Origin of the sequence: Nocardioides sp. NBC_00850, assembly GCF_045207335.1 — a bacterium.
Classification (GTDB): domain Bacteria; phylum Actinomycetota; class Actinomycetes; order Propionibacteriales; family Nocardioidaceae; genus Nocardioides.
In genome coordinates this window covers 3,029,148-3,051,637 of the sequence record NZ_CP108845.1, presented here as the reverse complement: position 1 = coordinate 3,051,637, position 22,490 = coordinate 3,029,148, and the positions used below count along the sequence as shown (strand labels likewise).

The window sequence follows — 22,490 nt, the reverse complement described above, 5'->3', positions numbered from 1 at the left end:
TCGTGATGGATGGTGAGGGGTTCAGGGGCGCGGTCAGCGCACGCGCACGTTTGGACTGCTGTGGTCGGGGAACGCCGCGGCCAGGTCGCGGGTGCAGATCTCGGCGGCGTCGGTGATCGACGCGGTCGAGGCGACGGGGTCGAACCGTCCACGCAGCAGGATCACCGGTCGCGACCGGATGGTGACGACCGTTCCGGTGACGCCGGTGAGGGCAGCCATGTTCTCGAGCCTACCCCCGGAGGTATCCGCGATCGAGCTCTCCTGGGCGATGGCGGTTGCCTCTCCCCCAGGGGAGCTCGGCGCCACTGTCGTCGAGGAGCACGACGAGTTCGACATCCAGTGGACGGTGCTGCGCGACGTCGAGGGCAACGAGTTCTGCGTCGCCACCACACACTGAATACCGCCCCGCGTATCAGAGCCTGCCGCTACCGCTCCTCGATAGTGAGGCTTCGGCTGTCGTTCTGGAAGGTCCGGAACCTGGAGCCCACAGGGGGAATGATCATGAACAACGAAGATCTGTTCATGGCACAGTCAGACGCGGTGCCGGACGAGCTCTCGGCCGTGGCCGACTCGATGGCATCGGCCGAGGACGATTTGCTCGGCAGGGAGAACGTGGTCGGCGTCGGGGTCGGCCTCAAGATCACGAACGGCGAGCAGACAGATACGCCGAGCGTGATGGTGCTGGTCAGCCAGAAGATGCCGACCGAGCTGGTCAGCAGCGCGGACACCATCCCGGACACGGTCGACGGCAAGCCGACCGACGTCATCGAGGTCGGGCATCTGTTCGCCGGCGGAAGCCAGCAGCTCATGGAGACCCAGGAGGTCGACGCCCAGACGCTGGCGACCCGGATCCGTCCGGCTCGACCGGGCTTCAGCGTCGGGCACTACAAGATCACCGCAGGGACGATCGGCGCGGGCGCGTACGACCTGCGCTCCTTTCCGGGGATCCCGCCGCGCTACTACATCCTGAGCAACAACCACGTGCTCGCGAACTCCAACGACGCCAGTATCGGCGACCCGATCCTGCAGCCCGGCCCGTTCGACGGTGGAACGGCACCGGCGGACGTGATCGGCCGGCTGGCCCGGTTCGTGCCGATCAGGTTCGACGGCACCTGCAACTCGGTGGACGCCGCGGTCGCCGAGGTGCCGTTCCACGTGATCGACCGCGACGTCTACTGGAACGGCTACCCGGCAACGGCCGCCAAGGCCGCAACCGTCGGGATGCTCCTCAAGAAGACCGGCCGCACCACGAACTTCACCACCGGCCGGGTCACCGCCATCGCGGCGACGGTGAACGTCAACTACGGCGGCGGCAAGGTCGCGAAGTTCTGCAACCAGATCATCACCACCAACATGTCAGCCGGCGGCGACTCCGGCTCGATGGTGCTCGACCTGGAGAACAACCCGGTCGGGCTGCTCTTCGCGGGATCGAGCGTGGCGACGATCCTCAACCCGATCGCGCTGGTCCAGCTCGCCCTTCAGGTGCGTGTCTGGCCGTGATCGGCTGAAGAGCCCGGAGATGCCGTCAGCCCTCGGATCTGAAGGCGTCTCCGGTCTCCACCCGCACCGGCAGCCCCTCGCACTCCTGCGGCAAGGACCGCACCGCGGCCGAGGCCGGGTCGAGGGCATAGACCACCACCGCCGGTCCCCCATCCTCGGCCGCACCGATCGCGACACCCGCGATGCCCTCCCCGATCCACTTCTCGGCAACCGTCAGCGCCCGCCGTGACCGCTCATCGAGGGATGGGATCTCGGCGTACAGGTCGTCGTCCGCGCTCATGCTCCCAGGCTACGCCGGGCGACCACGCCACTGTCTCGCCGTAGCTCCTCGCGCGAGCGGAGGCCGAGCTTGCGCAGCGCGTGCGACATATGCGTCTCGACGGTGCGTGGCGAGAGGAACAGCTCGGCGGCGATCTCACGGTTCGTCCGCCCGTCGGCGGCCAGCAGCGCAATCTCCTGCTCCCGGTCGGAAAGATCCGTGCCGAGCGCCCGGCGTCCGCCTCGCCAGGGGTAGGGAACGGCCACTCCGTGGCGGCGCATGAGCTGGGTGACCCGGGCGATGTCGCGCCGGGCGTCGAGTCCGCCGTAGGTGCGCAGTGCGCCCTCGAGGAGCGCCGGGCCGGTGTCTGTCCCGTGCGCACATCGCCAGTCGCCGAGCCGCTCCTCGACCTGTGCAGCGACGTAGACGAGTCCCGCTGCCGCCGCCGTGTGGCGCGCGGATGCCAGCAGCCGCTCGACGGCCGACGCGTCACCGTCGGCTTGCGCGACCAGCGCCTCGCAGATCCGCACAGCCGCGATCGCGGCCGGTGCATCGACATCGGCGAGGTGGTCGGTCAGGTCAGCCACCTCGGCACGGACCTCGGCCACCGTCCCGATCGCAACGGCAGCATCGACCAGACAGAGCATGGGGGCGGCTGCCCATACGTACAGACCCTTGCGAACGGCCTGGTCGACCGCGGCCCGCGCCTGGGCGAGGCCGCCGTGGGCGTCACCGGTGGCGAGCAGAAGCCGGGACAATGCGGCTTGGGCGGGAACGAGCGGCCACACCGAACCGACCCGCTCGCAGTCGGCGATCACACCGGCCAGCTGCTCGCGCGCGTCGGTCCCGGTCGCGGTCGCGGCCAGTACGAGTCCGTGCAGCAGACGCGCGTCCAGCGAGGCTGCTCCGAAGCCGAGCCCAGGCACGGCGAGGTCCCGCACGCGTTCGGCCAGACCGTCCCAGCGACCGTTCTCGTAGTCGGCCATCGCGCCGACGAGGACGTAGACCTCCGCGACGCGCTCGAACCCGGCCGCCTCCGCGACGGCGCGGCCCTCGGCGAGGAGCTCGTCGGCGCGGCGCAGGTGACCGCCGTGGAGAGCCCCTTGGGCCCAGTTCACCGCGGCGCGCGCGTGTTCACGTGGGTGGGCGAGCAGCACGCCGTCGCGGCGTACGGCGTCGATCAGATCCCAGGCCTCCGGTCGTCCCTGCTCCAGGAGCAGGGACCCGCGGGTGATCCGCACCGACAAGCCGACGTCGGCCGCTCCCGCCCGCTCGGCCGCCGCTTCGGCCTGCTCACAGCGCTTGAGATGGGTGGCGATCGAGACGTCGACCACGGTCTCGGGCACCGCCAGGACGGCGAGGGCCCGCGCCAGGAGATCGGGGCGTCCGTCGAGGTCGACGATGGCGCGCTCGATCGTGCGGAAGCCTTCGCGCGCGTGTCCCTGCTGCCGCTGAAGCCTGCCCAACGCGAACCCGAGCTCGCCTCGGGCGAGCGCCGGAAGGCCGCCCTCATCGAGCAGTCTGGCCAGTATCGGCATCGCGTCCGCGTGAGCAAGGCCGTCGACCGCGGCTCGGCCGAGCTTCGTCGCCAAGCGCACCCGGACGTCGGGCGCCAGGCTCGCCATGTCTGCCGTCGCCTGGCGGAGGAGATCTGCGGCGACGGCATCATTTCCCCGCTCGATCGCCTCGTCTGCGGCGGCCTCCGCATGACGTACGAACTCGGCCGGACGACCGGCCAGCTGGTAGTGATGAGCGATCCTCGCCGACTGGGAAGCGCCGTCGGACTCCTCCAGGATCTGTGCGATGCGCAGGTGCAGCCAGCGACGCGTCGGCGACGGTACCTCGCCGTAGATCACCTGCTGGGCGAGGACGTGGCGGAACCTGATCTGTCCCTCGTGGTCGTGGAGCAGGCCGATGGCGTACGCCGCATCGAGGGCACGCGCGACCTTGCGCATGCTGTGACCGGTGACCTCGGCGACCAGGCCGGGGTCGACCGTGAGATCCGCTACCGCAGCGGCGCCGAGCACCTCGACGGCCAGGGCGTCGAGGGCAGCCAGCCGCTCACGTACGACATCGCGCAGAGCGGTCGAGACCGACAGCGCGGCGATCGCGTCGGGATGCCTCGGGATCTCGGCGGCGGGCTGTCGCTCGAGCATGGTGCGGAGCACCTCCTCGACGACGAACGGGACGCCACCGGTCACTTCGAAGAGCGCCTCGGCGGTCTCGTCGGGCACGTCCGCATCGAGGATCGACCGCGCGAGCTCGCCGACCGATGCCGGCCCCAGCTCGCGGAGGGTCACGGTGCGCGCTGGTCCCGACACCGCCCGCGCGAACGCCTCACCGACCGGCAGGCCTCCTGCTCCAGGGCGGGTGGTGACGACGATCGACAGGCCCGGCGGCTGATGCGCGGCGAGGAACGCGAGGAAGTCGAAGGTGACGCGATCGGCCCAGTGCAGGTCCTCGAGGACGAGCACGTCCGGGGACAGATGTCCGAGCAGCTCCGTCGCCGCCCGGAAGATCCGGTGCCTCGCCTCGTGCTGGTCGGTCAGCGGCTCCGGTGGAGCCGGGAGGCGGTCGGCGATCTCTGGGATCAGGGCGCCCAGGCTCCCGACGACCGGGCTCAGCCGCGCCGTCTCGATCCTGTCGGCATGACCGCGCAGAGCGTCGACCACAGGCCCCAGCGGAAAGGGGTCCAGGAGGTGCTGGCAGTGCCCGAGGAGGAACACCGCGTCGCCGGCATCGGAGGCGACGAGCTCCTGGACGAGGCGGCTCTTGCCGATCCCGGCCTCTCCCTCGATGACGACGATGGACGGCGACGCCGCGACTGCCGCCCTCACCTGGGCCAACTCGGTGTCTCGGCCGACCAGGACCGGGGATCTGGGAGTGCTCGTCAAGCGTCCTCCCCACTGATCTAAGCAATCATCAGTGTAGGTCACGGATGTGTCCGTACCGTTTCCGACCATAGCCTCCGTCAAACCCCTTTCACGTGCCGTGGAAGCAGGACGCGAGGAGCAGATGATGCAGCGCAAACCCCCGATCCGACGGTGGGCCCGTCGCTCGCTGGCGATGGCCGCCGCGACGGTCCTCGTCACGACGATGGCGCCGGATGCGAGAGCCGACGAGCCAGCCGAGACCGCCGACAGCCCCGGCCCCGCGAGCGGCGCGCTCAGCCGCGGCGCCGGCGGTGTCGAGGTCACGAAGGCGGCCGACATCGCCGCGGCCAAGGCGAAGGCCGACAAGCGTGGGACGTACATCGTCCAGATGGCGCTCGACCCGGTCGCCACCTACGACGGCGACGTCAAGGGCCTCTCGGCGACGCGACCTGGCAAGGGCGCCAAGGTCGACCCGGACTCGAGCGCGTCGGTCGACTACGCCGACCACCTGCGCGGGCGGCACCGGTCCGCCCTGGCCAAGGTCAAGGGCGGCGAGCCGACCCAGCAGTACGTCTACTCCTTCGACGGCTTCACCGCCGAGCTCACCGGGGCCCAGGCCGCCAAGCTCGCCGCGCAGCCCGACGTCGTGGCCGTCCACGAGGACACCAAGGTCGAGGCCGACACGTCCTCGACGGCCAGCTTCCTCGGTCTCGACGCCCGGAACGGCCTCTGGGACGAGCTCGGCGGGCCCGAAGGTGGCAAGCACTCGCGTGGCGCGGGCGAGGACGTCGTCATCGGCGTGATCGACAGCGGGATCTGGCCGGAGTCGAAGAGCTTCTCGGACCGCAACAAGGCGGGCAAGAAGGTCTACATCGGCAAGCCGAGGGGCTTCCGAGGCACCTGCGCATCGGCCGAGACCGTCGGCGACGACTCCTGGGACGCCAACCTGTGCAACAGCAAGCTGGTCACGGCTCGCTACTTCAACGAGGGCTGGGGAGGCGACGCGGGCATCGACGAAGAGCTTCCCTGGGAGTTCAGCTCGCCGCGCGACTACAACGGTCACGGCACCCACACCGCCTCTACCTCCGGCGGCAACCACGGTGTCGACGTCACCGGCCCCGCGGCATCGTTCGGTGAGATCACCGGCATCGCACCCCGGGCGCGGATCGCGTCGTACAAGGCCCTGTGGTCCGCCGAGGACGGCAGCACCGCGAACGGCTACACCTCCGACATGGTCGCCGCCATCGACCAGGCCGTGGCTGATGGCGTGGACGTCATCAACTACTCCGTCTCCGGTTCCAGCACCGACTTCCTCGAGCCGACCGAGGTCGCGTTCCTCAACGCGGCCGCGGCCGGGATCTTCGTGTCGGCCTCGGCCGGCAACTCCGGTCCGACGGAGTCCACCGTCGCGCACCCGGGACCGTGGCTGACCACCGTCGCCGCGGGCACCCACGACCGCACCACCACCGGAGCGGTCACGCTGGGCGACGGCAGCCGCCACACCGGTGCCTCGGTCGCCACCAAGAGTGTCGGTCCGGCCCCTCTCGTCGCCGGCGCCGCGGCCCGGCTGCCGGGAGTGTCGATCGGCGCGGGCTCGCGCTGCTATCCGGCCAGCGACAACAACGGCAAGCCGGCGCTCGACCCGGCCAAGGTGGCCGGCAAGATCGTCCTGTGCCAGCGCGGCGGTGACATCGCGCGCGTCAACTCCAGCCGCGCGGTCGCCGAGGCAGGCGGGGTCGGAATGATCTTCGTCAACGCCTACGAGAACTCGCTCAACTCCGACTTCCACTCGGTCCCCACCGTGCACCTGGCAGACACCGAGTGGAGTGCGGTGAACGCGTACGCCGCCACATCGGGCGCCACCGCGACGATCGAGGCCGCCACCATCCAGCGTGGCGGAGACGCGCCCTACACCGCTGAGTTCTCCTCCCGCGGCCCGCTCGTGGCGGGCAACGGCGACCTCCTCAAGCCGGACGTGATCGCGCCCGGTCAGGACATCCTGGCCGCGGTCGCTCCCCCGGGACAGGGCGGCATGGACTTCAACCTGATGAGCGGCACCTCCATGTCCGCACCACACGTCGCCGGTCTGGCGGCACTGCTGCAGGACCTGCACCCCTCCTGGTCACCGATGGCGATCAAGTCCGCGCTGATGACCACCGGATCCGACGTACGCGACGGTGCGGCCACGGACCCCAAGGTGATCTTCAAGCAGGGCGCGGGACACGTTCAGCCCAACTCCGCCGCCGACCCCGGCCTCGTCTACGACAGCGGCACGAACGACTGGATGGCCTTCCTCTGCGGATCCACCAGCGGCGTACTCGACAGCACCTGTGACGACCTCGAGGCCTCCGGCCGCTCCCTCGACCCGAGCGACCTGAACACGCCGTCCATCGGGATCGGGCTGCTCGACGAGGCCGAGACCGTGACCCGCACGGTGACCAACGTGGGCCGCAAGAAGGCGACCTACAAGGCATCGGTGACCGGGCTCGAAGGTGTCGATGTCGCGATCGAGCCGAGCACGCTCACGATCGAGCCGGGCGAGAGCGCGACCTTCACCGCGACCTTCACCCTCGAGGACGCCGCTCTGTTCCGCTATCTCGGCGGCCAGCTGTCCTGGACCGACGGGTCACACACGGTCCGCTCCCCCATCGTGCTGCGCGCCAAGCGCCCGGGCGAGGAGGACTGGGCCACCCGGTACGACGGTGCGCGTGGTGCTTTCGGCACCTCCGCCGACGTCGGAAGCGACCTGCTCCTGCACCCCGACGGGACGCGGCTCTACATGAGCGGCCTGAGCTCCCCGCCGGTGCCGGGCACCCTGGTGACCGACTTCCTCACCGCGGCCTACGACCCCGAGTCCGGTGACCCGCTCTGGGAGGTCCAGTGGGACGGCTCGAACGGTGGGTCGGACGAGCCGGGCGGCTTCGGGATGAGCCCTGACGGCGACACGGTCTACGTGGCAGGGACGAGCGGCGGAGACTTCGTCACCATCGCCTACGACGGCGCCACCGGCACCGAGAAGTGGAACACCCGGCTCGACGGCCCCGGCCAGGCCGGGGACACGGTCAACGATCTGGTGGTCAGCCCCGACGGCAAGCGGATCTACGTCACCGGTTACCAGACCGTGAGCGAGGCACAGCTGGACTACGCCACGGTCGCCTATGACGCCGCCACCGGCGAGCAGCTGTGGACCTCTCGGTACGACGACCCGGTGCAGGGCACCGACGACGCCCGCGCCATCGCGGTCAGCGAGGACGGGAGCACGATCGTCGTCACCGGTCAGAGCCGGGGCGAGGGCACCGGTCTCACCGACTGGGGCACCGTGGCCTACGACGCGGCGACCGGCGACCAGCTGTGGGACGTCCTACGCAACGGATCCGAGGGGCAGATCGACATCTCCGGCCAGGTCCAGATCGCCGGGGACACCGTGATCGTGTCCGGCGTGGTCAGCAACACGGACCGCCAGGGTGACTGGAGCACGGTTGCCTACGACCTCGCCACCGGCGAGGAGCGATGGTCGGCGGATAACGGCGGGGCCGGCACCGACACACCCCAGGCCACCGCGGTCTCCCCCGATGGGAGCACCGTCCTCGTGACCGGCAACGTCGAGGGCACCACCGACATGGACTACGCCACCGTCGCGTACGACGTCACGACCGGCGACGAGGTCTGGGCGGCGCACCACGACGGCACTGCCCACGGAACCGACGTCCCCTGGGACGTGACGATCTCCGAGGACGGCACCCACGCGGTCGTCACCGGCGAGACGACGGACTCGGAGACGAAGAACGACTACACCACCATCGCCTATGACATGACCGACGGCGAGAAGGTGTGGTCGGCGAGCTACGACGCGACCGCCGCACCGGACGGCGCGAACGGCGTGGCGATCGACCGCGGGCCCGACGGCAAGCGACGCGTGTACGTCACCGGGGTGAGCACCGCCTCGTTCGACCCCGCCGGCCTCGACAGCAACCTCGACGCTGCCACGGTCGCCTACTTCGACCCGTTCGAGTAGGTCCTCGGAGCGACGACAGCCGGCCGCCGGACGATCTCGATCGTCCGGCGGCCGGCCCGTTTCCGTCCCCAATCCGGTTCGAGGCCGGTCCGGGTGTTGCCATGCCGTGACCACCCGGCGGCTCGCGCCCAGGAGCTCGGGGTCTGGCCGTACTGGCGGCGGAAGGCGCGACCGAACGTACGGAAAGAAGGACGCTGGTCCCAAGCCGGGTCGGGAATGCAAGGGTCGAAGGTCCCGTCCACCCCAATATTGGGTAGGTAAAGATAAGTCCCTCAACCCGCTGAGACAGCGCCGGGAGACGCTCCTCTCACAGGCCTCGCCGAGGCGGCCACGCGCCGCACTTGCTCCTCGGTTTCAAGAGGTCCCCACGATCCACCCGAGATCGGCCCAGGCCGACCGCGACGGGCATCCCTGTCCGCCCGCCCGGTCTCGGGTACCTCAGCCCTGCCTGCTCACCACAGGCACGGACCGCAACAACCCATGAAGGAACCGACCCATGAACATGCACAACTCCACCAAGATCGGCCTCGCGGCTGTAGCCGTCGCCGGAGTCGCCACGGTCGTCGCAGCCCCTGGGGCTCAGGCCGCGCAGGACTGCAAGACGACCACCGTGACCTCTCAGGTCAAGGTCGCCGACGAGAAGCAGACCACCGAGGTCACGCCTGCGGTCACGCACGTGGAGCACGCCGACGCGGTGTCCCACGAGGAGTCCCGCTTCTCGAAGGTGGTCAAGGGTGAGAGCCACGAGGCTGTCACCGAGGACCAGTTCCGCAACTCGGTCTACACCCGGACCTACACGCCCGGCACCGACGCGGTGACCGACACCATCGAGCACCCGGCTGAGACCCACACGGTCGAGCACCCGGCCGAGACCCACACGGTCGAGCACCCGGCCGAGACGCACCTCGTCCACCACGAGGCGGTCACCCACGAGGAGACTCGCGTCATGGACCGCGGCTACGCCTACAGGCAGAAGGAGACCGGCAAGGTTCGCTACCTGAACACGCCGGACTGGAACGGCGAGGACGAGCACGGCGACAAGGGCTGGGTCCGCTTCGCCGGGGGCGACCTGACCGAGACCGTCACCGTCGTGGACGAGGAGGCGTGGGACGAGACGGTCGTGGACAAGGAGGCCTGGACCGAGACCGTAGTGGACAAGGAGGCCTGGACCGAGACCGTAGTGGACAAGGAGGCCTGGACCGAGACCATCGTGGTCCAAGAGGCCACTCCTGCCGTCTTCGGCCCGTGGCAGTGGGACCACTTCACCACCTGGACCACCACGTCGGGCACCCCGGCCGATGAGGACGGTCAGGACGGCGAGGACAACCCGTTGAACCTGTCCCAGATCGGCGAGCAGTACGAGCAGACCGTGATCACGAAGGAGGCCTACACCGACCCCGACGTCACGCTCTACTTCATCGAGGACGGTGAGCCGACCACGAACCTGGCCGACGCATCCTGGACCGCCGACGAGCCTGAGGGTTGGGACCTGGTCGACACCCGCACGGTGGAGGACAGCCCGGCATCGGACGTCACCGTGGTGGACTCGCCTGCCTCTTCGGTCACGGTCGTCATCCCGGCCGTCTACGAGACCAAGACCAACAAGTCGGAGAAGTGCGCGGCGGTCGTCAAGGACGCCAGCACCAAGGCCGCCAGCACCAACGCCGCCAGCACCAAGGCCGACTCCGAGGTCCCGACCCGGATCGATGCCGGTCTGGCTGGGAACCTGCCGAACACGGGCGGTCCGAACGGAGTGCTCCTCGCCGTCGGCGGGCTGCTCGCCGGCATCGGGGGCATCGGGGCCTTCCTCACCCGTCGCAGGAAGAACGCCTGACCCACACTTCCAGGCGTGGTGAGGACCCACACGGCCCTTTGGCCGCTGTCCCGGGCGAACGAATTTTCGTTCGCCCGGAGACACCCCTTAGGACGCGTACGCCGCAGTGATCAGTGCACGCCGGCCATCAACCGGCGGATGGGCCGGTTGCCGATGAGCAGCAGGACACCGACCACGACCGAGGCGAGGCCGACCCACCAGAAGAAGCCGCTGTCGTCGCTGACGTCGTAGAACTCTGCGAGCCGGCCGGACATCGCGGTGCCGAGGGCGACGGAGAGGAAGAACAGCGCCATCATCTGGGTGCGGAAGCGCTCGGGGGCGAGCTTGGTGGCCAGGGAGAGACCGACCGGGGAGAGCAGCAGCTCGGCGAGGGTGAAGAGCAGCAGGATGAACGCGAGGCCGATCAGCGGCACGGTGTGCTCACCGCTCGGCATCAGCAGGAAGACCCAGAACGCGATACCCATCAGGATCGTGCCGATCGCGAATTTCACCGGCGTCGAGGGCTGACGGGACCCGAGCTTGGTCCACAGAGCCGCGAACACCCCGGAGAGCAGGATGATGAAGACCGGGTTGATCGAGTTGACCCACGAGACCGGCATCTCCCAGCCGAAGATGTCGCGGTCCAGGCGCTGGTCGGAGTAGACCACCATGACGGTGAACTGCTGCTGGTAGAGCGACCAGAAGACCGCGGAGGCGACGAAGAGGGGCACCATCGCCCACACCCGGCTCCGCTCGATGGCGGTGACCTGGCTGCTCAGCAGGATGACGGCGAAGAGCGCCACCGCGGCGACCGCGCTGATGCCGATCACGATGTTGGCCAGTCGAGGCGCGGTGATGACACCGGTCACGCAGAGCACCACGATCGCCGCCACGGCGGCGACGGCGATGGCGATCCAGCGACCACGCTCGGCGGCGGGAAGCGGGTTGGGGACGACGCGGCTCTCGGCGGGAAGCGCGCTGCGGCCCATGGCGTACTGCACCAGACCGAAGATCATGCCGATCGCGGCCAGCCCGAAGCCGACGTGGAAGCCCCACTGCTTCTGCAGCAGTCCGGTCAGCAGCGGACCGACCAGGGCGCCCAGGTTGATGCCCAGGTAGAAGAGGGAGAACCCGGCGTCGCGGCGCTCGTCATCGGCGGCGTACAACGTGCCGACCAGGGACGAGGCGTTCGCCTTCACCCCGCCCGAGCCGAGCGCGATCAGCACCAGCCCGACCCCGACCCCGGCGATGCCGGGGATCAGGGCGAGCCCGAGGTGGCCGAAGACGACCAGCCAGGCAGAGGCGAAGAGCGTACGCTCCGCGCCGAGCAGGCGGTCGGCGATCCAGGCCGCGATGATCGTCGAGAGGTAGACCGCGCCGCCGTACGCACCGACAATGCCGAGCGCGACCGGCTCGCTGATCCCGAGGCCGCCCTCGGCCGCGGAGTAGTAGAGGTAGATCGCCAGGATGCCCTGCATGCCGTAGAAGCTGAACCGCTCCCACAGCTCGACGCCGAACAGGTTGGCCAGTACGCGTGGCTGGCCCAGGAAAGACCGGTCGCCGGGATCGCTCGCGACGGTCTCACTTTTAGCTTGACTCATTACTTCAGGTTCACAAGTCTCCGCTTCCCCGCCCAAATCGCGAACGGCCGATAACCGCCGGATGTGACCACTACCACGCGAGCTGCCCGTCCTTGTCCTGGAGCGTTCCTGTGGGGACGTCGAGATCCATGGTGGCGAGGCGTACGACTGTCTTGGCGCTCTCCGCGGGCGACTTGGCGATGTCCTCGATGCCGAAGCCGGCGGTCATGTCGGTGGCCGTGGGACCGGGTTCGACGGCGTTGAACCTGATGTCGGTGTTCGCCTTGGCGTACTGGACGGTCAGCATGGTCGCGGCGGCCTTGGACGCGGCGTACAGCGGCAGGAACATCCCTTGCTCGACTCGGCCGGGGGTGGTGTTGGCCCAGAACGAGCCCATGCTGCTGGACACGTTGACCACCCGCGGGTTCTCCGAGCGGCGCAGCAGCGGCAGGGCGGCCTCGGTGACCCGGACGATCCCGACCGCGTTGATGTCGAAGACCCGCAGTGCGGTCGGGCCGTCGAGCGGGTCGGCGACGAGGACCCCGGCGTTGTTCACGAGTACGTCGAGGCGCCCCTCGGCCGCCTCGATCGTGGCCAGCGCGGCGGCGACCGACGCGTCGTCGGTGACATCGAGCTGTACGAAGCGCGCGCCGATCTCGGCGGCCGCCTTCTCGCCTCGCTCGGCGTCTCGTGCGCCGACGTAGACGTCATAGCCGGCGTCGGTGAGCTGGCGGGCGGTCTCGAAGCCGATGCCCTTGTTGGCGCCGGTGATGAGTGCGACGGTCATTCCCGTTGTTCCTTTCGTAGGACGGCCCGATCGGGCCGCCTTCGACGCTAGGCACCCCGGCGACCACCGCCCAGAGTCCTGGTCAGACCGGGGTCTGACAGGGCCCCGGCTGTCCGCTCGGGGCCGACCTAGGCTGGAGACATGAGGCTGCACACATGAGTGAGGTGACGAACCCGCTGGGCGCGTTCCTGCAGGCCAGGCGAGCGCTGGTGACGCCGGAGGCGGCGGGCATCCCGGCTGCGGGCGTACGTCGCGTCCCCGGGCTGCGCCGCGAGGAGGTCGCGATGCTGGCCGGGATCAGCGCGGACTACTACCTGCGCCTGGAGCGCGGCCGCGACCGCAACCCGTCGGCGCAGGTGCTCGGGTCGATCGCGCGTGTGCTCCAGCTCGACGACGACCACACCGCCCACATGATGTCGCTGGTCGCGGAGGCTCCGCGCCGCCGGCGTCGGCGCCGGCGCAAGGAGACCGTCCCGCCGGGGGCGCTGAAGCTGCTCGACTCGATGGTGCAGCCCGCGTTCATCGAGGGGCGCTACTTCGACATCCTGGCGGCCAACGCTCTTGCTCGTGCGCTCTCGCCACGGCTCGCCGCCGGCGGCAACCAGCTGAGGGACCAGTTCCTCGACCCGGACCAGCAGTCGTTCCACCCGGAGTGGGAGTCGATGACGGAGTGCTTCGTCGGCAACCTTCGCCAGGCGGTGGGCACCGACATCGATGACCCGCGGTTCATCGAGCTCATCGGCGAGCTCTCCCTGGCCAGTCCACGGTTTCGGCAGCTGTGGGGACGCCATGACGTACGCGCCCAGACCGGCGCCCCGATCAAGATGCTCCACCCGCAGGTCGGCGAGCTCACCCTCAACCGCGAGCGGTTGGCGATCAGCGGCACCGACGACCTGATGCTCGTCGTCTACCACCCCGACGCCGGTTCATCGGACGCGGACAACCTGGCTCTGCTGGCGTCCGCGGGACTGCCTACACGGCCCGTTGCGTCGGAGGCTCGACTGGCCTGACCGGCTATGACGGTCGGGGCAGCAAACCGGCGTCGCGATGCTCGACGAGCTCGGTTCGCTCGCGGGCGATGCGATCCATGCCCCAGCGGCCGAGCGGCCCGAGCGCGGTGTTGAGGGTGCGCCCGTGCTCGGTCAGCGAGTACTCCACCCGCGGCGGCACCTCGGCATAGACCTCCCGGTGCACCAGCCCGTCCTGCTCCATCTCACGCAGGTGCTGGGTCAGCATCTTCTCGCTGACCCCGGGCAGTCCGCGGCGCAGCTCGGCGAAGCGGCGTACGCCGTAGTTGTCGAGCTCCCACAGGATCAGCCCCTTCCACTTGCCGCTGACCACGTCGAGCGCGGCGTCGATGCCGCAGATGTAGGGACCGCTTCGGGCCGACTTCGTCACAGGAATGCTCCTCACGAACCTTTTGGTAAGTACCCCAGTAAATAGTGGGTACTCCCGCCATCGTACGTAAGCGCCGAGGATTGTCTTCATGAATCAACCTCTCACCGCAGTCACTGTCATCGGCCTCGGCCCCATGGGCCAGGCGATGGTCCACAGCCTGCTCGCCGCCGGGCATCCCGTGACCGTATGGAACCGCACCGCTTCGCGAGCCGATGAGGTCGTCGCCGCGGGCGCCCAGCTGGCCGACTCGCCGGCGAAGGCCGTCGCGGCGAGCGACCTGGTCGTCCTCAGCCTGACCGACTACCAGGCGATGTACGACGTGCTCGGCTCAGCCACCGACGAGCTGAAGGGCCGTACGGTCGTCAACCTCAGCTCGGAGTCCCCGGACGGGACGCGTCGGGGTGCGGCGTGGGCCGCCGAGCACGGCGCCGACTTCCTGACCGGAGGCGTGATGGTCCCGGCCCCGATGGTCGCCACGCCCGATGCGTACGTCTATGTCAGCGGTCCTGCCCACGTGCTGTCGCGGCACGAGGATGCGCTGGGTCGGATCGGGTCCGTCCGCTACCTGGGCGAGGATCCGGGGCTGGCGCAGCTGATGTACCAGGCCAACCTGGACATCTTCCTGACCTCCCTCTCATCGCTGCTCCACGCCGTGGCGCTGCTCGAGACGGGTGGCATCAAGCCGTCCGCCGCTATCCCGGAGCTGATGCAGACCCTCGCCGGCATCCCGCCGATGCTCGCCGCCGGCGAGGACCTCGGCGCCCAGCTGGAGGCCGGCCAGCACCCCGGGCACCTGAGCACCATCACGATGATGGGCGCCACCGCCGACCACCTCGTCGAGGCCAGCGAGGCAGCCGGCATCGACGTCGACCTCCCCCGCGCCGTCCAGGCCCACTACACCTGGGCCCGCTCCCGCGGCCACGGCGGGGAGAACTGGTCCCGCATCATTGACGCCATCCGGCCGTACGTCTGAGGTGATCGCCGGCGCCTGAGCGACTTCAGGCGCCGGTGATCAACCATTCGGGCAGATCTCGAATCTTCGGAACCCGGGCATGGCGCTCCTCGCCCCACGCGAACGACGTCTCGCACACCCAGTCCTCGAAATCGGAGCCCAGCCGCCAGAGCGCATTCACCAACTCGGCTGGATCGTGAAGGTCCTCCGAGCGCCCCAACCGCCAGCCAGCACGCTCGTTCGTGGGCAGATAGGTGACGTACGCCCATACGTACTCATACCCGTCCTCGGGATACGTCCAAGACTGGTCCCAAGGCTCTCCAAGCGAGTTGTAGAACTCGGTGCCGACCACGACCGCGACGGTGACCTCGGGGATCTCCTGCTCCACCAGCGCGCTGTGAATCAGCGGCCGAACGACCTGGTCCCGAAGCTTGCTCACGAACGAGGTCCGACTCACTTCACGCCCTTTCAGTCAGGTGAACCAGGAATAGTCATCGTCACGTAAGCCTCCGAGCACGAGCCACCCGAATACGAGCATCGCGCTCGATTCATCCGACCTGACCGGAAGGTCGCGAAATACCCGATGGCGCCGCAACACCGGCAGAGCCCAGAATGACGGCGTGTTCGCGCTAGGTCCCAGCCCCCGTTCCCGCTTCTACGACGCGGCGGCGCGCTGGGATGAGGGAGAGGAGCACAAGGTCATCATCGACGCAGCCACACAAGCGCTTGTCGACGATCTCGATTCTCCCGCTCTTCGCACACTTGCTGGGCTTACTGCGGACCTACGCCGTGACGAGATAGAAGCGGTCTTGGTCGACGCGCTCGACGAGCTTGATCTCCCCCGCCCCGGGCAAGCAGACAGCCCCGCACGAGATCACTCCTCGGAGGTGTACGACCGACTGCCGACCGACGTGATCAGGTTCGCCATCTCCCCGGCTCCGAAGGACCTAACGGACGGGTTCGAACTCCAGGTCTTCGTCAACGAGGTCGAGATGACGTCCAAAGGTGCAGGAATGGGCATGGACCCCTTCGACCTGATCGTTCCGGTCAACAAGCTCCGTGCCGAAACCACGCCTCGGCAGGTTCCGATCGCTCGATGTGAGTGTGGGACATACGGCTGCGGCTCGACCGATGTCCTCATCCGTCGTGACGGCGACGTCGTTCACTGGGATTGGCTGCTCGAGAAACCGGCCTCGAGCGGTGCGAGCTTCGTCGCAGAGCAGTACGACGCCGAGGTCGAGCGGCTCATCACCGATCGCTCCTGGGAGCGCCCCGCAGACACCGCCACGAGGCTGATCCTCCAGCAACTCGATCATGCCTGGCTGGCCGAGCATCACCTGCGATTCTCCTGGGCCGCCCGCCACTTCCGGGAGCCCGACCGATTCCTCGTGTCCCTCATGGCCGACGACACCGCGTTCCAAGTCTTCCTCACCTTTCCGTTCATCAACAGGAGCCCTGAAGACGTCGCCGTGACTGTTCTGGAGACCCTCTCGTCGCCGCCGTCAAAGTGGCGCGCCTCGTACACGCCCACCATGCGCGCGCAACGAGGAAGGCCGTCGATGGGCAGCAGACGGTGGCGGGTTGGCGGCTCCCAACCTGACCACCTCATCGAGGCCAGCGAGGCAGCCGGCATCGACGTCGACCTCCCCCGCGCCGTCCAGGCCACTACACCTGGGCCCGCTCCCGCCGTACGTCTGAGGTGAGCTGTGCCGGGACGGATGGTCTCGCATATGCGAAACCATCTGTCCCCGACCGCGCAGCAGTCAGGAATGAGCCGTGAGCCAGTCGATCACGTCGGCGGTAATCGCATCGCGGTTGGTCTCGTTGAAGATCTCGTGGCGCGCCTCGGGGTAGAGCGTCACCGTCACATCCTTCAATCCGGCTTCGCGATAACGCTCCCCCAGCAGCTCGACCAGGGCGCCGCCTCCGGCAAGCGGGTCGGCGTCGCCGGAGACGACGAGAATCGGCAGATCGGAGCGGATCCCACCGATGGCTGCCGGGTCGGCCAGACGCTCGGCGCCGACGAACAGCTGAGGCACGGCGGTGTCGGGCAGATCGAACCCGGACAACGGGTCTGCGACGTACGCATCGACCTCGGCCTCATCGCGCGAGAGCCACTCATACCCGGTCCGGTGCTCGAACCCGGCGTTGAACGCCTCCAGCCCAACAGGACCCTCGGCGCTCGAGAGCGCACCAGCGAGTACGTCGAGGGCGGTCGAGCCTGACAGCACCACAGCGTCGTACAGGTCGGACCGGTCCAAGATCACCGTCTGCGCCGCAAAGGACCCCATCGAGTGCGCAACCAGGAACACCGGGATCCCGGAGAAGTCATCGCGCAGCGAGGCACCCATGGCCGCGACGTCGGCCACCAGCGCCTCGAAGTCGAAGTGACCGAGCTGGTCGGCCGACGCGACGGACCCGCCGTGACCGCGGTGGTCGACCGCCCGCACGACGTACCCAGCCGCGACGAGAGCCCGAGCGAGCCGGTCGTAACGCTGCCCGTGCTCGGCGATGCCGTGGGCGATCTGGACGACGCCCCGCGGCGCGGACAGCTCCGCTCCCCAAGTCTGGATCGCAAGCGCCGTGCCATCGGTCGGCGAGACGAATGTGGCTGTGGTGGGCATGGGGCCTCCTGGTGACGGGGTGCCCATGCTGCCATTCCTACGGCGATCCGGCAGGCCATCAGGATCCCGGGAGGCACGTCTTCGAACGGCTTATCGATCAGCGCATACCCGATGCGACCGTCACGCTCGACAACAGCCGCATGAAACGTGCCGCCGCCTTCGTTTCCGGCCCCGCTACCAATCGAGATCCGCCCCTCATCCGCTTCCGACGTCCACCCGAAGGCGTACGAAGCCAGCTCGCCGCGCGACTCGACGAACTCCCCGAACATCCGGTGGTCCTTACCGTGCTTCATCCGTCAGCCGACCCGCGGACATCGAAGGGGTACGCCTTCCTATCCCTCGACACCGCGCCCCGGTCGAGACCGCGATTTCAGTCACTTTCGTACTTCGTGGACGAGCATTCGTTCGGCTAACCTAGGTTGCGGCAGCGCGAGGAGTGACGACCCTCGGCTTCGGCGTCAGTCGATGGCAAGCGCCGCCCGCGCGTTCCGGCGTTCCGACGAGAGGTCGACGTGATGTCGGCGAAGGTGTGGTGGCACCGCGGTTTGGCCCTCGCCCACACCTCCAGGGCTTCCGCTACCTGGAGGAACGATGAGACCACCTGAATTTCCACGCACCCTGACCGCTGAGCTTGCCGGGGTCGAGCCTGGCACGGCTGTGACCCTGATGGGCCACGTCCACCGTCGCCGAGAGCTTGCGGCCGTCACCTTTTTGGTGATCCGCGACCGATCTGGCTTGGCCCAGGTCGTCCTGCGGCCGGACGAACTGCCGATCGAAGGTCTTCCGCCCGAGGAGACCGCAGTGCAGGTTACAGGCATGGCCACGGCGAACCGGCAGGCACCGGGAGGCATCGAAGTCACGGCAGCCACGGTGACGCCGCTGACGGAGCCTGCGCGCACCCCGCCGGCCGAGCTGTGGAGACCCTCGCTCAGTGCCGGACTGCCCACGCTGCTCGACCACGCGCCTGTGCTGTGGCGACACCCGGCGCAGCGGGCGAAGTGGGAGCTGGCGGCGGCCAGCCTGCGCGGGTTCCGCGACACCCTGGACAGTCTCGGGTTCACCGAGGTGCAGTCGCCCAAGATGGTCGAGTCCGCGACTGAGTCCGGAGCGAACGTTTTCGGTGTCGACTACTTCGGCCGCCCCGCTTACCTGGCGCAGAGCCCGCAGTTCTTCAAGCAGCAACTGGTCGGTATCTTCGAGCGGGTCTACGAGGTCGGGCCGGTCTTCCGGGCCGAGCCGCACGACACGGTTCGTCACCTCGCCGAGTACGTCTCCCTCGACGTCGAGTTGGGCTTTATCCGCGACCACCACGATGTCCTTGAGGTCCTCCGCGACGTACTTGCTGGCATGGTCGAGCAGATCGAGAACCACGCAGGTGCTGCGGTCGAGCGACTCGGTGTCCAACTCCCGGTCATTCCGAAGGAGCTCCCGGTGATCCACTTCCGGGACGCCCTCGCGAAGGTCGGGGCGCCCAGCGACGAGCCGGACCTGGCCCCGGAGCACGAGCGGGCTCTGGGCGTGTGGGCGAAGGAGACGTACGACAGCGATGTTCTCGCGGTGGAGGGCTACCCGATGCGCAAGCGCCCGTTCTACACGCATCCTCAGCCGGACGACTCTCGCTGGAGCAACAGCTTCGACCTCATCTTCCGTGGTCTCGAGCTGGTCACGGGTGGTCAACGGCTGCATCGTCATGCCGACTACGTGGCCGCGATCGAGGCTCAAGGGGAATCGCCCTCGGCGTACGCCTCCTACCTCCAGGCCTTCGCGCACGGCATGCCTCCACATGGCGGCTTCGCGCTCGGTCTCGAGCGGTGGGTCGCACGGCTTGTCGAGGCGGCCAACATCCGCGAGGTGACGCTCTTCCCGCGCGACCTTCACAGACTCGCGCCGTAGGCTGAGTGGAGGGTCCGTACCAGTCAGCGGGTCCGGACCCTCCAAGGTCTCCTCCGAGCAGCCGGCCCGGGGGGCGAGGAGGCGCTCCACGCAGCGAGGGTGTCGTTCCCGGGCCGATGGTCGGCGGGGACGACACCCTGACTGCGATAAGCCCCTTAAGCGAGGCTGAAGACGCCCGAGAAGACGGGGAGCCCGTACTTGTCGATGATTTCGTTGAAGTCGATGTGGACCTCGATGAGCGTGTCGAGATCGTATTCGAAGGGGATCCCCGACTGCTTGACGATGAAGGGCGTCAGCACCGTTGGGGACGGCACAACTCCAAGTTTGGCGATGGTGTCGAGTCCGTGAATCGTGTCGGTCGCAGGTTCGATTCCCGCAAGCAGGCAGCTGCCGACGTTCTGGTGGCCGAAGACTTCAACAGCATCCTGGAAGATGCCTACGTAGTCGTCGAAGGTCAGGTCGCCCTTGTATCCCCGAATGTACTTCCGCCGATACTCAGCATTGACGATCTCTACCCCGCTGTTGAAGCGTGATACTCCTGAAGCGCGCAACGTTTCGAGATAGTCCAGCCTCTTCTCACGATCGGATCGGATCCCTGGGGGAATCACCTGGGAGACATAGATTCCCCCGGTGTAGCCCACATCTCGAAGCGCCGAGGCGATCTTGCAGTGGCGCTCCAGTTCGAGGCTTTCGGAGCGGATGCTTCCCGTGCACAGCCAGACGATGTCGTACTTGGTGCGAAAGTCCGCGGCGTGCGTTGACACATATTCCATGCAGGTGTCGAAGTTGGCCGAGTAGGATGCTGCGGGTCTTCCCTCGACCGCCAGGATCTCCCATTCGCTCTCTTTGAAGCAGAAGTCGCAGGAGTAGGCGCAGTAGGTGTGGTAGTCGAAGACGAAGCTGCGGATCCCGTTTTCGCGGAGGAGTCCGAAGTTGTACATCCCGGTCGGCGCTCGCTCCGGATCGACGTACTGGATGCTTGGAATCTCGTGGCGGCTTCCGTTGATCTCGGCGTATAGCTCCTTGCCTGTGAAGACGAAGGGAGATTCCTGGTTGATGCGCACGGTGATCTTCTTCGTGGCCTCTCCGGTGCCGATCTCCAGCTCGATGCGAGGCACGACCTGTCCCAGAATGGGAAACTGGATCGTCGTCGTTGCGAGCCTGATGCCGTCGCGCAGTGCACCCAGCCGGAATACCTCGCTGATCGGGACCATGTCGATATTGCGCAAGGTGATGGGATCGCAGGTGCGCTTCCGTGGTGCACTCATCGCGACTCGCCTCCCATGATCGCCACCGCGGTCCTTCCCACGATGTCGGCCCTCGATGTCTCCGGCAGCTCTTCGATTGCTGCCATCCAGTCGCTGCGCGGGTCCAGGGGTGTGCCTGGATGCGGGAAGTCGGTCGCCATGAGGATGTTCCCGTGAAACTCGTCCGGGATGTTCGCCAGCCGCTCACCCGTTCCCGTCGAGAAGAAGAACGCCTTCTTCTCGAGGATGTAGTGGGACGGCTCGTGTTTCAGCGGGCTCGCGCCTTGACCCCGAGTCGTTGCATATGACTCGTTCGCTCGGTCCAACCAAGCTGGCACCCATCCGGCATTGCATTCGTGAAATACCCACCGGAGCTCTGGGCAGGCATCTGGGATTCCCAGGTCGAACAGGCCGGCGAGGCAGAGCTGGCCCGGGAGAGTCTCGTTCACATGGTTGAAGAACCTGCCCATGTCAGCGGAACTGACTCCGCACGTGTCCTCCAGGGGCAGGAAGTGTGGCACTGCGACCTTGTGGACGTGTATCGCGAGGCCCCTGCGTTCCGCTTGAGCGCAGAACGTCACGAACTCGCGGCGCAGGCCCGGGCGCAACCCCCATGGGAGTGCGACATGTCGAAAGCCGGCGGCTGCGATGGCCTGGAGGTCGCTCGTGATCTCTTCCACTGTGCCAAGGGACATCTGGGCCACGGGGACGAGGCGCCCGTGCGTGGCGGACGCCATCTCGGCTACCCACCTGTTGTAGGCGCGGTGGTGGGCTTTCGCGTAGGCCGACAAGGGATCGACTTCCCGAGGCCAGATAAGACCGAGAGAGGGGAAGAGCCACGTTCGATCGATTCCTTTGTCGTCCATCCACGCCAGTCGTGTGATCGGGTCCCAGGATTCCGGCAGGCAAGATTCGCGATAGCTCGCGTATTCGCCCTCAGCGGGAAGGTGGTTCCAGTCTCGGATCTCTTCACCCGCGACCGGGCGCACCCCGCCTAGTCTCCGGACGAGCCTCGACGGGATTCCGTCGATGATCAACTTGTCGCCGTCCAGCACGTCGCGCCGAACTGTAAGACCCTGCTCACGAAAAGCGGGATCGAGGTATTCCTGCCATAGCCAGAGCGGTTCCATGATGTGGCTATCGGCATCGACTACGTCATATTCGGCCCACACGTAGATCAGTCCTCCGAGTTGAGATTTGGGTGATGCAGGATTACGCCATTACTCACTTCCCTGAGCCGATACCACCAGGATGGACTGTGCCGATACGACGCTCGGCGACTCTCGGCCTCGATCTCCGGGGCGCTTCGAAGCGATCGGAGAGCTCTCCTGATCGCATATTCGCTCAGGGTTGTCCTGGTGAGGTCTCCGACGAGTTTGCGATGACCGTGCCATTCGCCATCGGCGAGGACCTCCAGCACGAGCTCCTTGGTCTTGCTGGTCGCCTGATCGGTCACCACTCCGCTGCCTCCGTTTGCCTTCGTGAGATCGATGGGACGCTGCGGTGCGCCCTGGTTCAATGACCTCACGAGCACTGGGCACCGTGGTAG

The 22,490-nt window shown here is 67.9% G+C and carries 18 protein-coding genes; 8 read left to right on the top strand and 10 right to left on the bottom strand.

Annotated elements, in window-relative coordinates:
* Nucleotides 1-33: 33 nt before the first annotated feature.
* Entirely contained in the window at nt 34-219 is a 186-nt protein-coding gene (locus tag OH802_RS14805) for a hypothetical protein (protein WP_406029173.1), read from the bottom strand.
* Between OH802_RS14805 and OH802_RS14800 the strand changes: the two genes are divergently transcribed.
* Both OH802_RS14800 and OH802_RS14795 read left to right on the top strand, forming a co-directional pair.
* Nucleotides 218-397 (top strand): VOC family protein, encoded by a 180-nt coding sequence (locus OH802_RS14800; protein ID WP_406029171.1) that lies wholly within the window; start codon nt 218-220, stop codon nt 395-397. The two genes, OH802_RS14805 and OH802_RS14800, sit on opposite strands and share 2 nt — an antisense overlap.
* 125 nt (nt 398-522) lie before the next feature.
* Nucleotides 523-1,500 (top strand): serine protease, encoded by a 978-nt coding sequence (locus tag OH802_RS14795; protein WP_406029169.1) that lies wholly within the window; start codon nt 523-525, stop codon nt 1,498-1,500.
* 25 nt (nt 1,501-1,525) lie between these two features.
* Here OH802_RS14795 and OH802_RS14790 read toward each other — a convergent pair whose 3' ends face one another.
* Complete coding sequence (locus OH802_RS14790) at nt 1,526-1,780, bottom strand: hypothetical protein (RefSeq protein WP_355021614.1); 255 nt, start codon at nt 1,778-1,780, stop codon at nt 1,526-1,528.
* Nucleotides 1,777-4,653 (bottom strand): ATP-binding protein, encoded by a 2,877-nt coding sequence (locus OH802_RS14785; protein ID WP_406029166.1) that lies wholly within the window; start codon nt 4,651-4,653, stop codon nt 1,777-1,779. The genes OH802_RS14790 and OH802_RS14785 overlap by 4 nt, the downstream gene beginning before the upstream one ends.
* A 124-nt stretch (nt 4,654-4,777) precedes the next feature.
* On the opposite strand from OH802_RS14785, the gene OH802_RS14780 reads away from it, so the two are divergent.
* Nucleotides 4,778-8,647, top strand: coding sequence for a S8 family serine peptidase (locus tag OH802_RS14780; protein ID WP_406029164.1), 3,870 nt, complete (start codon nt 4,778-4,780; stop codon nt 8,645-8,647).
* Between the two features lie 496 nt (nt 8,648-9,143).
* A complete protein-coding gene (locus tag OH802_RS14775; protein ID WP_406029162.1) occupies nt 9,144-10,481 on the top strand; it encodes an LPXTG cell wall anchor domain-containing protein in 1,338 nt (445 codons plus the stop codon).
* Nucleotides 10,482-10,591: 110 nt separating this feature from the next.
* On the opposite strand, the gene OH802_RS14770 is transcribed toward OH802_RS14775, so the two are convergent.
* A complete protein-coding gene (locus OH802_RS14770) occupies nt 10,592-12,061 on the bottom strand; it encodes a peptide MFS transporter (protein ID WP_406029161.1) in 1,470 nt (489 codons plus the stop codon).
* A 70-nt stretch (nt 12,062-12,131) separates the two neighbouring features.
* Nucleotides 12,132-12,827 carry an SDR family NAD(P)-dependent oxidoreductase gene (locus OH802_RS14765; protein ID WP_406029159.1) on the bottom strand — a complete coding sequence of 232 codons (696 nt, stop codon included), beginning with the start codon at nt 12,825-12,827 and terminating at the stop codon, nt 12,132-12,134.
* A gap of 155 nt (nt 12,828-12,982) precedes the next feature.
* On the opposite strand from OH802_RS14765, the gene OH802_RS14760 reads away from it, so the two are divergent.
* The gene (locus OH802_RS14760; protein WP_406029157.1) at nt 12,983-13,837 is read left to right on the top strand and encodes a helix-turn-helix domain-containing protein; all 855 of its coding nucleotides are present in this window, start codon (nt 12,983-12,985) and stop codon (nt 13,835-13,837) included.
* 4 nt (nt 13,838-13,841) lie between these two features.
* Here the strand turns inward: OH802_RS14760 and OH802_RS14755 are convergent, their stop codons facing one another.
* Nucleotides 13,842-14,225 (bottom strand): winged helix-turn-helix transcriptional regulator, encoded by a 384-nt coding sequence (locus OH802_RS14755; protein WP_406029155.1) that lies wholly within the window; start codon nt 14,223-14,225, stop codon nt 13,842-13,844.
* An 88-nt stretch (nt 14,226-14,313) separates the two neighbouring features.
* Here OH802_RS14755 and OH802_RS14750 point away from each other — a divergent pair, with 88 nt between their 5' ends.
* Entirely contained in the window at nt 14,314-15,198 is an 885-nt protein-coding gene (locus OH802_RS14750; RefSeq protein WP_406029153.1) for an NAD(P)-dependent oxidoreductase, read from the top strand.
* 25 nt (nt 15,199-15,223) lie between these two features.
* Here OH802_RS14750 and OH802_RS14745 read toward each other — a convergent pair whose 3' ends face one another.
* Entirely contained in the window at nt 15,224-15,616 is a 393-nt protein-coding gene (locus OH802_RS14745) for a hypothetical protein (protein ID WP_406029151.1), read from the bottom strand.
* Between the two features lie 181 nt (nt 15,617-15,797).
* Between OH802_RS14745 and OH802_RS14740 the strand changes: the two genes are divergently transcribed.
* A complete protein-coding gene (locus OH802_RS14740; RefSeq protein ID WP_406029149.1) occupies nt 15,798-16,880 on the top strand; it encodes a hypothetical protein in 1,083 nt (360 codons plus the stop codon).
* Between the two features lie 60 nt (nt 16,881-16,940).
* Here OH802_RS14740 and OH802_RS14735 read toward each other — a convergent pair whose 3' ends face one another.
* Nucleotides 16,941-17,801, bottom strand: coding sequence for an alpha/beta fold hydrolase (locus OH802_RS14735; RefSeq protein ID WP_406029147.1), 861 nt, complete (start codon nt 17,799-17,801; stop codon nt 16,941-16,943).
* 591 nt (nt 17,802-18,392) lie between these two features.
* Between OH802_RS14735 and aspS the strand changes: the two genes are divergently transcribed.
* On the top strand, nt 18,393-19,694 hold the full coding sequence (gene aspS, locus OH802_RS14730; protein WP_406029145.1) for an aspartate--tRNA(Asn) ligase: 1,302 nt from the start codon (nt 18,393-18,395) through the stop codon (nt 19,692-19,694).
* 155 nt (nt 19,695-19,849) lie between these two features.
* Here aspS and OH802_RS14725 read toward each other — a convergent pair whose 3' ends face one another.
* Both OH802_RS14725 and OH802_RS14720 read right to left on the bottom strand, forming a co-directional pair.
* On the bottom strand, nt 19,850-20,962 hold the full coding sequence (locus OH802_RS14725; RefSeq protein ID WP_406029143.1) for a radical SAM protein: 1,113 nt from the start codon (nt 20,960-20,962) through the stop codon (nt 19,850-19,852).
* Complete coding sequence (locus tag OH802_RS14720; protein WP_406029141.1) at nt 20,959-22,071, bottom strand: amidohydrolase family protein; 1,113 nt, start codon at nt 22,069-22,071, stop codon at nt 20,959-20,961. Before OH802_RS14720 ends, OH802_RS14725 begins: the two co-directional genes overlap by 4 nt.
* Between the last annotated feature and the right edge of the window lie 419 nt (nt 22,072-22,490).